We start from the raw sequence: 11,736 nt of genomic DNA, 5'->3' as shown, positions 1-11,736 counted from the left end.
TTCACGCTCGACTAGCCTCCACACCTGCCCGCAGAATGCCCAACCTCCCCTTGCAGAATGCGTAGACCTCAGAGTCAAGCCCTACCTGGTCAACCCCTCTCCACCGTGGCTGCAACGGCCGCGCGACTAGCTTCCATCCTCGGAGGACTCAAGGTCGCCGAGGGCGCGCCACGCCAACTCGGCCAGCGTTTCTCCCGTGGCGATAGCCCACCGGGCAGTTCCTTGATTCGCGACTGGCCGCTCCTGCCATTTCGCCAACTCCCACATCAGCGATATCAGGCCCGATGGTGAATATTGAACACCATCTGCGGCCCAAAGTATCGGTTTGGTCCGATGCGGAACCCAAGTGGCCCTTGCTCGCTTCGGATCCTCGGCAAGCCAACCCTTCAGCGCCTCGGCTTCAACTCGATTTCCCAAGGAAAGCACCAGTGCATCCCCTTCAGCGAGGATGCCTTTATCAATCAGTACGGCAACAGCATTCGGACGCCGCTTGCGCCGGACAGGGACCCGACGATACTTGTTCGGATCAGTAGGCCTATCTTCCCCAAGGTCCATCAGTACTCGCTGCACGATTTCCCGACAACGAGACACATCGGAGCACACCGCCCGGATCTGCGAACGTTCGGTGTAGTCGTCGATAGCACTGGCAACCGCGGGCAGAAGTTCCTCAACCAATTGCCCCGTCTCCCCGACGGCACGATTGGCCCACTCAAGTCTGGAGTCGGGTTCGTCAATCGCATCAGTGTCGAGGCGACGAAATACCAGATGCGCAAGCAGGTATACGCCATGCTCGGTCAATGCGGAACCGCGACCCGTATAGCGAGGGCGCAGCTCGTGAAGGGTCCGCCTAACTTGCCTAAGGACCTGAACCGCGTTCCAGAGAAGGTACACTCCGGGTTGCGGCCGGAATAAGACATCGTAGATGCCTTGAGATCCCCGCTCCCATAGCACCTCGAGTTTCGTTGCGATACGTGCAGCGTATTGACTGTCAGAATGGGCACAAGCCAGTGCACACGCAGCTTCCACGACGGAGCAGCCAGTGTCCGGCTGGGGTTCCAATTCGCTGCGACGCACGCTGTAGTCAAGCCCTAGCTCGGTCCGCATCTCCTCCAGGATCGCAGCCTGGACAGGGTCGAGCGCAATGAAATCCCTTGCGTCGACACGGTTTTGGCGATTAGTGGCCTGGGTCGCCTGCTTGGCGAAATCCACCGCCTTCCCAGTGACGATAATGCGAACGCCAACTTGGGCAGAAGCGGCGGACTCATCGGCAGCAACAGCTTCGGCGATTGAACGAACTGTTTGCGCTCCGTTGACAACGCTAGCATTGTGCAACTTCAACCCAAGAGGACGCGTCTGCGGCGCCCGAATCGATTGTTCGACCTTTTCGACCGACTCGCAGAGGATAGTGATTCCGTTATTGAAGTACCAGAAGTGAGCGGGCTCCCGGCGAAGGGTCTCAATAATCTCATTGTTGATCGGGGTCCGCCCCAGAGGGTTTCGAATATTCAGACTGAAGAGATCTGGACCACGATCGACCCACTTCGATACCTGTTCCGCCTCCACGACCCCCTGGTACGATTCGTGAGGCGTGGTAATAGGAAACCACGGGAACAAACTTGCCGATAGTTCAACCGGCCTTGGCGCCATATCCTCCCGGACCGACATCCATAACTCCGGCGACAATATGATGCGATGGTCCAACACACTACCATGACGGTTGAACTCATTCTCACCGTTTTCGATTGCCAGCGCAAACCCTTGGTTCACCTCCTCAGCACGCATGAGCACGAAAACCTGGGTAACGGGCACAGGTCCTCGCGCCATGACGTTCTTAGCATGCTCAGCCAACTGCTGACCACGAGGATTGAAGGGCGCAAAGTCTTCGTCGTCGATCAACCGCAATCCGGTGAGAAGCTCCATAACTGCGGAGCGATCACTGCTAGCCTTACCGTTCTTGCTCCACTTTGCCTGGACTAGGACGACATGAGGATCCACGCCATCCACGACCGCGATCGCGTCTATGCCTTGATCCCCCACACCATCGATGACAGCCTGTGCAGCTTCCTGCGGCGTCCAACCCGTGACGAGCCGTACCGCTTGAGCAGTAAGAGCGCGTGACAATTCTCGTGGTTTGCGTTCCTCGTCTGGCTTGCCCTCAAGGTCGCTAAGATCCAGCAACCCACCCTCGATGTACACCCTCCGAAGGACCGCTTCGACTTGGCGAACCTGAAGGGCTACGTCTCGGTGGCCGGCATTCGGACTAGTCGGACTCAACTGTTACCCCTAAGCATCCTGGTGGCCGTCAAGATCGCTCGTTTGCCAACTCCTGATGGACCGCAGCGGGACCGGCTCCATCTGCGGAGGCAACTCAACTGCTTGGCTCCGGCGTAGAAATGGCTCTCGACGAGGCCAGTGCCTCGGCGATGGCGGTGAATTCGCGCAACGCCGCCTCCAGGTCCTCCACGATCTCCTGGGCGATCACCTCCGGCGGCAACAGCGCGTCGGCGTCCTCCAGCGAGGCATCCTTGAGCCAGGTGATGTCGAGGTTCACCTTGTCGCGGGCGAGCAGCTCGTCGTACCCGAAGGGCCGGAACCGTTCGGTCTCGACCCGCTCGGCGCGGTCCTTGCCCGGCAGATAGCACTCGACGAAGTCTTGGAGGTGCTCCCGGCGCAGCGGGTTCTGCTTCAGCGTGAAGTGCTGGTTGGTGCGGAAGTCGTAGACCCAGAGTTTGGTCGTCCACGGCTCCTCACGGGCGCGCTTGCGCTCGAAGAAGAGCACGTTGGCCTTGACCCCACCGGCGTAGAAGATCCCGGTGGGGAGCCTGAGCAGGGTGTGCAGGTCGTACTGCTTGAGCAGCCGGCGCCGGATCGTCTCGCCCGCGCCGCCCTCGAAGAGGACGTTGTCCGGCAGCACGACGGCGGCCCGGCCGTCGATCTCCAGCAGCGAGGCGATGTGCTGGACGAAGTTGAGCTGCTTGTTGGCGGTGGTGGCCCAGAAGTCGTTGCGCTCGATCTCCCGCTCCTCGCGGGTCGCCCGGCCATCCTCGCCGACCATCCGGATCGAGGAGCTGCGCCCGAAGGGCGGGTTGGCGAGCACCAGGCTGGCCCGCCGGGCCGGCTCCCGGCTCAACGCGTCCTGCACCTCGATCAGCGACGGCCCGTTGGGGGTGCCGATGCCGTGCAGCAGCATGTTCATCGCGGCCAGCCGGGCGGTACCGTCGACCAGCTCGGTGCCGGTGATCGCGCCACTGGCGAGCCGACGCCGCTGGTCGGGTGTGAGCGCGGCGCTGTGGTGGCGCTGGATGTGCTCGTACGCGGCGAGCAGGAAGCCGCCGGTGCCGCAGGCCGGGTCGGTGATCGTGTCGTCCGGCGTCGGCAACATGCAGTCGACCATGGCGGCGGTCAGGGCGCGCGGCGTGAAGTATTGCCCGGCGCCGGATTTGGTGTCCTCGGCGCCCTTGGCAAGCAACTCCTCGTAGGCGTCGCCCTTGACGTCGACACCCGCCTGCGACCACTTCTCCTTGTCGATCAGGTCCACGATCAGCCGCTTCAGCTTCGCCGGATCCTGGATCTTGTTCTGCGCCTTCCGGAAGATGGTGCCGAGCGTGCCGGGCTCGTGCGCCAGCCCGGTCAGGATCTTCCGGTACTGCACCTCCAGGTCGTCGCCGTCGGCGTCCAGCAGCGTCTGCCAGCTCAACTCGTCGGGGACGATCTGCTCCGGCTTGATCTCACGCTTGGCCCGCTCGTCGGCCATCTTCAGGAACAGCAGGAAGGTCAACTGCTCGACATAGTCGATTGTGGACACGCCATCGTCGCGAAGCACGTCGCAGTAGTTCCAGAGCTTCTGCACCAGCCGGCGCGAATCAACATTGCTCACAGCGGCAGCTCTCCCTGCTGGTAGTCACGGCCGATCGCCCTGGTCGGCGGCGCCGGCTTGTCTTTCTGGGTACGTCGTCCGCGCGCCGCCCGCTGCTTCGGCGGTACGGCCGCCCGCTCCGCCCTGATCCGCGCCAACAACTCGGACGCAGGCTCGTCATTCGGGTCCTGTGGTACGAGCCGACCGGCGAACGCTGTCGCCAGCAGTGCAGTGCGTAGCCCGACAGCCTTGCGACGGGCGGACTCGATAGCCTTTTCCATCCCGTCCAACAACGACAGGTATTTCTCTGCCAATTCAACCAAGGACGCCTGCTCGACTAACGGCGGAACAGGGACAGGGAACTCTTTCATCTTACGCAGACTAATCGAGGCGAGATTTACACTTTGAAGCCCGTTAACCTCAAACCATCGTCGCCCGAATCCATTCGCATGCCACGCTAGCAACTTGGGATGGAGGACGCCCTCGGAGATCCGGGCACGGAATACATGGTTCTGATGGATGCAACCGGGCACCTGATCCTCCCAAATCCAGCCCCGACCAAGCTTGTCCCGATCGCCCCCCTCATTGAGAAGCACGTCCCCATAGCGTAGCCGCAATTTCTCCGCCTTTTGCGGTGCGACCCGGATATGCGCCACTTCGGCAAGGTCCAGATAAGCCCGTTGCACATTCGCAACCCGTAGGTACGGAACCTCGACGAAGCTCGGATCAGATTGTCGCTTACTGTCCTTCGTAATTCCACCCACAACGTCAGCAATTTCCCGCAGTCGCATCCATTTCCACGCTTCAGGAAGAGGCGGCAGCTCACCGTCATCAACGCCGGCTGAGGCAGGACGGAAGGACGTGACACGATCGGAACGCAGGTTGAGTTGACCGGTACTTGCAGCCAGCATAACTTGATCACGAAAACGGTTGACACGAACGGCAAGCGCAGATAGCTGCGCAACTCCCGAGTCAAGTACCGATAGATGATTTCCAAGGATGTCTACTATGCGGCGCTGCTCAGCGAGCGGCGGAAGTGGCATCAGGAGGCTCTCCAGATAGGCCCGCGGCACGCGCCGAAGGCCGACCGCCCCCGTCATGTGCCGCTCAGCATCCTTCCGCACAGACGGCTGCAATAGAAACGACGCCAAGTATTCCGGGTCGACGGCTCCCGAGGAGCGTAGGGCGTAAAGCTCAGTACTGCCTAGCGCCCTGCCGCCGATTAATCCTCGCGCGACAGCAACCTTCCCGTTCTCCATGCAGGGTGTGACCTTGGCGAACAGCACGTCGCCCTCTTGGAATGGCGTCAAAGAACGCTGTTTGATGTCGCCGAAGATGGCGCCTTTGGTGGCATCAATGCGGCCAGTCTCCGCCTCGACCGACGCCATTGGTACAACCGAGATGACTTCGGCGTCATCCGGGGTTGTGTCGAATCGCCTGGGGTTGATTAATACAAGTTCACCAAGTGGCACGGTTGCCCAGCCGTTCGGAAGTCCGTTCACGCGGAAAGCTCCTGGTTGAGTTCGGTGATCAGGGGGGCGGCCCGGGTACCGAAGGCGTTCACGTACCCGTCGACGCCGCCGCGCTCGGTGAACGGTGCGCCGTCCAGGTCCTCGGGGGTGAGTTCCACGCTGACCGCTATCACGTCCTTGATCCTCTCCAGCCACCACACCTGGTCGGCTGTGAACGTAGCTCCACCCTGCTGCTGCTGGTGCAGCCACCCTCGGAAGCGCTCCTCGACCAGTGACCGGTACGGCTTCAACTCCTGGTCGATGCCCAGTTCATACCTGACCAGCGAGATCAGGTCGGTGACGCTCCGGTTGCCGGGCTCCGCCGCCGTCCGCCCCAGCAGGACGTACGCCTGCCAGAGCTTGTCCGGGGTCCATGCCTGCGGGGGGCGGGCGATCCGGGCGGCCAACTCCTTGAGCTGGTCGAAGCCGATCCGGCCCTTCCCCTCGTAGAAGACCTGCAACGCGGTGATCTCGTCCCGGTGCGTGTCCAGGTAGTCGTGCCAACTCCGGACGGTGACCTGGGCCCGCTCCTCCAGCGGTACGCCACGTGCCTCCAGCAGGGTGTCGATGTTGCCCTCGTCGATGACGATGTCGTGCGCCCGGCGGATCTCCATGATTCGTTCCCGCAGCTCGGGCTTGGCGGCGAGCGGTCGCAGTGCGGTCGCCATCAGTCCGCGTACCGCCTCCGGGCCGGCCTCCCGCGCGGAGTTCAACTGCTCCGGTGCCACCGCGTCGACCAGACCGCGCACGATCTCGGTCATCGGCTGGCCGGCCAACTCGTCCAACTCGCGCTTTTCGTCGTCGGTGAGCTTTTGGCTGAGCCTCGACAGCCGGGACGCGAGTGTGGCGACCTCGTCCGGGGTGGCGCTGAGCCGGCCGGCCTTGCCGAGCAGTTGACTGAGCGACACCTGCCGCTCGGTGTGCCGCTCCAGGGGTACGGCCTCGTCAAGGTCCGCCTCCGTCACCCCGACCGCGTCCACGAGAACGAACCGGTCTTTCACCTCGGCGTCCTCGGTGACCGCCTGGAACTCGGCCGGGTCGATCGTCCGGGCGCCGCGACCCTTCATCTGCTCGAAGTACGTGGCGCTGCGCACCGGGCGGAGGAAGAAGACGCACTCCAGCGGCCGTACGTCGGTACCGGTGGCGATCATGTCGACGGTGACGGCGATCCGCAGCTCGGGGCTGTTCCGGAACGCCTGGATCAGGTCGTCCGGGTTGTTCCCCTCCCGCCGCGAGGCGTAAGTGATCTTCTGCGCGAAGTCGTTGCCCTTGGCGAAGACCTCCCGCACCATTTTGACGATCTCCTCGGCGTGGTTGTCGTCCCGCGCGAAGATCAGCGTTTTCGGCACCTTCGACCGGCCGGGAAAGATCTCGACGAACAGCCGGTCCCGGAAGGTCTCCAGCACCAGGCGGAGCTGCCCCCGGGAGATGACGGAGCGCCCGACCTGGCCGCCCTCGTACGCGAAATCGTCCTCCAGCTCCTGGTAGCGCTCGGCCCGGGTCCGCCGGTCCCGCAGCGGCACCACCGTGCCGGCGTCGATCAGGTCACCGGACTCGGTGATGTGGGTCTTGATCCGGTACACGTCGAAGTTGACGTTGACGCCGTCGGCGACCGCCTGCTCGTAGGTGTATTCCGAGACGAGGTTCTGCTGGAAGAAGCCCATGGTCTGCTTCACCGGGGTCGCGGTCAATCCGACCATGAACGCGTCGAAGTATTCGAGCACCGCCCGCCACTTGCCGTAGATCGAGCGGTGGCACTCGTCCACCACGATCAGGTCGAACGTCTCCGGCGGGATCTCCGGGTTGTAGCCGACCTCGGCCGGCTCGTCCAGGTCGTAGTCGTCGTAGGCCTGGTCGTCGGAGTCGACGTCGGGCAGCTCACGCCCACGCAGCGCGCCGTAGAGCCGCTGGATGGTGGAGATGACGACCTTGGAGGAGCCGAGCATCCCCGCCCCGGAGAGCCGGTCGACGTTGTACAGCTCGGTGAATTTTCGCCCGTCGCCCGGCGTCTGGTAGGCCGCGTACTCCCGGAGAGTTTGCTTGCCGAGGTTGTTGCGGTCCACCAGGAAGAGGATCCGGTTCGCCCGCGCGTGCTTGAACAACCGGTAGCTGCTGGTCACGGCGGTGAAGGTCTTGCCCGCACCGGTCGCCATCTGGATCAGCGAGCGGAGCCGGTCCTCCGACAGCGACCGCTCCAGGCCCCGGATCGCGTCGACCTGCGCCGGCCGCAGGCCGTCGCCGTCGAGCACCGGCATCCGCCGCAGCCGGGCCCGCAGGGTCGGCGTCACCGGGTCGTCGTCCGCCTCCCGCATCCACCGCGCCAACGTTTCGGGCCGGTGGAAGGCGAAAACCTCCCGGGTACGCGGAGACGGGTCCAACCCGTTCACGAACGCCGTCTCGGTGCCGGTGGCCAGGTAGCCGAAGGGCAGCGGCTCGTCCCGCCGCCACGCCCGCATCCGCTGCTCGGCGGTCAACCCGCCCCGGTACCGGTCGAGCTGCGCCTCGGCACCCCGGGGCGCGGTGCCCTCCCGCTTCGCCTCGACGATGCCCACCAGCTTCTGGTCGACGTACAGCAGATAGTCTGCCCGGCCGGTGGCGAGGGTGACCTCGCGGACGGCCACGCCCTGCGCGGCGAAGAGGTTCAGTTGGTTCGCGTGCTGGACGACCCAGCCGGCCGCCGTCAACTGGCGGTCGATCTCCTCCCTGGTCTGCAACTCGTTGAGCGGCTCCCGGGACGCCCGCCGGGCCCGAGAGATGAACTCCTCCCGCTTGGCCGCCGAGACCCGCACCGGCTTGCGGCTGTCGAACTCGCGCTGGGCGTGCTCGGCCTGCGCCTCAAGGGTCGCCACCAGGTCCACTGTGGTCTCGCGGCGCGCGTCGGCCTCCCGCACCGCCCGGTCCGCCGCCGCTACCGCGTCCGCCCTGGCAGCCGCCAGCGACCTCTTGCCGGCCAGCAGCAGTTTCGTCTGCGCCAGCTCCTCCTGATAGCGGCGAAGCTCGGCGTGCAGCCCGTCCACCACCGTCTGCGGGACCTGCTGCGGCGGCGGGCTCGGCGGCACGAAACCGATCGGGGTACGGTCCCCGGTCAGCGCGCGGTGGAACCACACGCCGAGCTCGAAGCTGGTCCGCAACAGTTCCAGTGCGCTGCGCAGCTCGTCCAGGTGGTCGTGCACCGCCTTGTTGCCCACGTCGCGGAGGCGGTTGAAGGCGGCGAAGATGTGCGGCACCAGCGCGCCGCTGGCGTTGAGCGCCTGCACCTGGTGATAGAAACTTCCACCGGCCGGTTGTGCCCCGGTACGCCGTACCAGCTCCCGGGCCATCACGTCGCCGAAGGTGCGAGTCTTGAACATCGCCGCCTGGGCGTCCACATAGATCAGTGTCTCGGCGCTGGCGCCATACCAGAGCAGCAGCGGATGTGCCTGTAGGAAGCCGAAGTTGGCGGACTGCTCCGCCAGTTTGCGTATGTACCGAGGATCCATGTCCCACTCGCTCCGTGTGGCCGTCGGCGAACAGGTCAGGATAGTGGGCAGGCAACGGTGACAGAGACCCACGAACGGCGGACAAATAAGCTGCCGTAGATCGTTCAGTCGTTACCAGGGTTATGAATATCGGCTGCTCAGGCAAGTGTTGATCAGAGTGTCAGTCGCACTCCGATCCGGCCGGCGGGCAGCGTACGGCACTGTCGAGAAGCCGACACCGCAGCGGGAGCCCCGACCGCAGTGCCGGCCGGGGCTCCCGCATTCGGTATCAGGTCAACCGCCTATCGCTCTGCCTCGAAGTGCGCTTTCATCGCCGGGTAGTAGTCGTCGAATTTCGGCGCCGGCCGGCCCTCGTGCGAGGCGACAAGCGCGTCGAGGTAGTACTCCCAGCCCGGCCCGACCTCGCCGATCTCCTCGGTGGTGGTCAGGTGCTGGGTGAAGCGCAGCTCTGTCACGCCGGCGGTCTCGACCAGCGTCATGTCCAGGTGCCAACTGCCCTGCTCGTCCGTGGCGGAGACAGCCAGCCGGTGCGGCGCCTCGCACGCGTCGATGGTCACCTCCATCCAGGGCTGCCCCTCCTCGTACGCCATCTGGAGCTTGACGGTGCGGCCCGGTCCCGCGTCCCCCTGCCAGGGGCCGAACCAGCGTGCCGTACGCGTCGAGTCGGTGAGGCTCGCCCAGACATCGGCGATGGGTGCCCGGAAGGTACGGGTCAGTACGAGGTCGTTGCCGATCAGACGACCGGTGGGTGTCGGGCTCATGCTGTCTCCTTCTGGGATTGGTGCCGCTCGGCGGCCGTTTGCCGTCCGGCAGCCGTCTGCCGTCCAGTGGCCGTTTGCCGATCGGCGGCCGTTTGCCGCTCACGGCGGGTGCGGTAGACCTCGGTCTCCAGCGCGTCGAGGCGGTGTTGCCAGCCGGACGGGCGCATCAGCAGTCCCAGCCATCCGGTCAGCTCGTCGAGCGGCGCGGTGACCAGGGTGTAGACGCGTCGTCGTCCCTCGGCGGTGTCGCGCACCAGACCGGCCTCGCGCAACACCCGCAGGTGCCGGCTCACGGCCGGCCGGCTGATCACGAACCGGTCGGCGATCTGCCCTGCCGAGAGCGGTTCGTCACGCAGCATCAGCAGAATCTGCCGCCGCACCGGATCGGCGATCGCACCCACCACCTCGTCCACCCGTGAAGTGTAACCGATGAGTTACGCGTCTGCCGACAGGGCGCCCCGAGCCTCGAACGGCGGGGCCGATCCGACGACTCAGCGGGCCGAGCCGGCGAGCCGGCGGACTGAGCCGCGGAACGGCGGCGGCCCGGGCCGCGAAGGGCGGCCCGGGCCTTTGACGGATCGGGGTCAGGGGCGCAGGGCGAGCTTGCCGGTGGTGACCCCCGCCGCGAGTCGGGCCAGCACCTCCGGCCCCTCGGCCAGGTCGTGGACGCTCGGCTCGTCAGGGGTGTAGACCCCGGCGGCGACGAGGCTGTGCAGTTCGTCCAGCAACCCGCTGAAGACCTCCGGCGCGGCCTGCGCCAGCACCCCGATGTGCAGGCCGATGACCTGGATCTGGTGCCGGAACACCAGATCCGCGTTGGTGATCGACGCTTCGCCGCCGGCCAGCCCGTAGACGACGACCCGACCGGTGACCCTTCGGGTGGCGGCCAGGCTGGCAGCGAGTGTGGTGCCGCCGACCGATTCCAGCACCAGATCGGCACCGACACCCGAGGTCAGCCGCAGCACCTCCGAGGTGACGTCTGCGGCGCCCCGATCGAGGACGTGGTCGGCGCCGAGCTTGCGTACGGTGTCGTGCTTGCCCGGCGAGGCGGTGGCGATCACTGTCGCGCCGTAGTGCCTGGCCATCCGTACCGCCGCCTGGCCGACCCCGCCGGCCGCCGCATGGATCAGCACGGTCTCTCCGGCACCCACCCGACCCAGTGGCTTGAGCGCGGCCAGCGCGGTCGCCCAGTTGAGGACCAGACCCAGCGCCTGCTCGTCCGCCCAGCCCGTCGGCACCGGCACCGTACCGGCGGCAGGCATGGTCATGTACTCGGCGAACGCGCCGTACCCGGTGCCGATCACGTGGGCACCGATCGCCGGTACGGTCACCCCGTCCCCCAGCGCGACGACCTCGCCGACGGCTTCGAACCCCGCGAGGTACGGTGCCGCCGGCCCGCCGCCGTACGTCCCGTACGTCTGCATCACGTCGGCGAAGTTGACGCCTGCGGCGGTGACCCGGACCAGGATCTCGCCGGGGCCCGGCACCGGTACCGGCACGTCGGTGAGCAGGCGCATCCGCTCGGGACCGTCGAGGGTCGCCTGCTGGAGAGCGCGCATGGTGGCATCGTTCACGATCGTCATGCCACCGACGCTAGGACCCTGACGTTTGCGTGAGGGTCAAGCCCGTTGCCGGGCAGCCCCCAGGTAGGTGTCGAGCGCGTCGCGGTTACGGGTCAGGCAGGAGATGCGCCGGTCGAGCTGATCCCGCTGCCGTGCCAGCTCGTCGAGCATGTACGCGCACGGTTTCTCCGGCAGCAACTCCCGCGGGCCGTCCAGATAGGGCAGGATCTCCCGGATCAGCCGGGTCGGCAGGCCGCTCTCGATCAGCCCACGGATCTGCCGCACCGCCTCGACGGCGGAGTCGGGATACTCGCGATAGCCGTTGTCGCCACGACTCGGGCAGAGCAGCCCCTCGTCCTCGTAGTAGCGCAGCGCCCGCACACTGGCGCCGGTCAACCGGGCCAGCTCGCCGATCCTCATCCCCCACCCCTCCCAAGCAACCCATACCCACGGTACGGCTGCCGGCCCGGCCACCGACGTCGACCGACGCCGGGCCGACGGGCGCTGGGCCGGCAGACGCGACCTGGGCCAGCAGACGCGACCTGGGCCAGCAGACGCGACGATGCC

Annotated in this window: 8 protein-coding genes; all 8 read right to left on the bottom strand. The window is 65.8% G+C overall.

Annotated elements, in window-relative coordinates; all coding sequences use genetic code 11:
* Nucleotides 1-126 precede the first annotated feature (126 nt).
* The 8 genes from CLT71_RS25615 to CLT71_RS25580 all read right to left on the bottom strand — a co-directional run bounded on the left by CLT71_RS25615 (nucleotide 127) and on the right by CLT71_RS25580 (nucleotide 11,589).
* Nucleotides 127-2,196: an AIPR family protein gene (locus tag CLT71_RS25615; RefSeq protein WP_199187721.1), complete on the bottom strand. Its 2,070-nt coding sequence runs from the start codon at nucleotides 2,194-2,196 to the stop codon at nucleotides 127-129.
* A 172-nt stretch (nucleotides 2,197-2,368) separates the two neighbouring features.
* Entirely contained in the window at nucleotides 2,369-3,877 is a 1,509-nt protein-coding gene (locus tag CLT71_RS25610) for an HsdM family class I SAM-dependent methyltransferase (protein ID WP_101369356.1), read from the bottom strand.
* Nucleotides 3,874-5,358 carry a restriction endonuclease subunit S gene (locus CLT71_RS25605; protein WP_101369355.1) on the bottom strand — a complete coding sequence of 495 codons (1,485 nt, stop codon included), beginning with the start codon at nucleotides 5,356-5,358 and terminating at the stop codon, nucleotides 3,874-3,876. Before CLT71_RS25605 ends, CLT71_RS25610 begins: the two co-directional genes overlap by 4 nt.
* Nucleotides 5,355-8,846 carry a DEAD/DEAH box helicase family protein gene (locus CLT71_RS25600; protein WP_101369354.1) on the bottom strand — a complete coding sequence of 1,164 codons (3,492 nt, stop codon included), beginning with the start codon at nucleotides 8,844-8,846 and terminating at the stop codon, nucleotides 5,355-5,357. Before CLT71_RS25600 ends, CLT71_RS25605 begins: the two co-directional genes overlap by 4 nt.
* A 281-nt stretch (nucleotides 8,847-9,127) precedes the next feature.
* Nucleotides 9,128-9,607 (bottom strand): SRPBCC family protein, encoded by a 480-nt coding sequence (locus CLT71_RS25595; protein WP_101369353.1) that lies wholly within the window; start codon nucleotides 9,605-9,607, stop codon nucleotides 9,128-9,130.
* Nucleotides 9,604-10,020 (bottom strand): metalloregulator ArsR/SmtB family transcription factor, encoded by a 417-nt coding sequence (locus CLT71_RS25590; protein ID WP_101369352.1) that lies wholly within the window; start codon nucleotides 10,018-10,020, stop codon nucleotides 9,604-9,606. Before CLT71_RS25590 ends, CLT71_RS25595 begins: the two co-directional genes overlap by 4 nt.
* 171 nt (nucleotides 10,021-10,191) lie before the next feature.
* Nucleotides 10,192-11,190 (bottom strand): zinc-binding dehydrogenase, encoded by a 999-nt coding sequence (locus CLT71_RS25585; RefSeq protein WP_101369351.1) that lies wholly within the window; start codon nucleotides 11,188-11,190, stop codon nucleotides 10,192-10,194.
* A gap of 36 nt (nucleotides 11,191-11,226) precedes the next feature.
* Entirely contained in the window at nucleotides 11,227-11,589 is a 363-nt protein-coding gene (locus tag CLT71_RS25580) for a MerR family transcriptional regulator (protein ID WP_101369350.1), read from the bottom strand.
* Nucleotides 11,590-11,736: the final 147 nt, after the last annotated feature.

The sequence above is a fragment of the Plantactinospora sp. CNZ320 genome, assembly GCF_002846275.1.
Note: the sequence above shows the minus strand (reverse complement) of the source record. Positions and strands in the feature narration are given on the sequence as shown.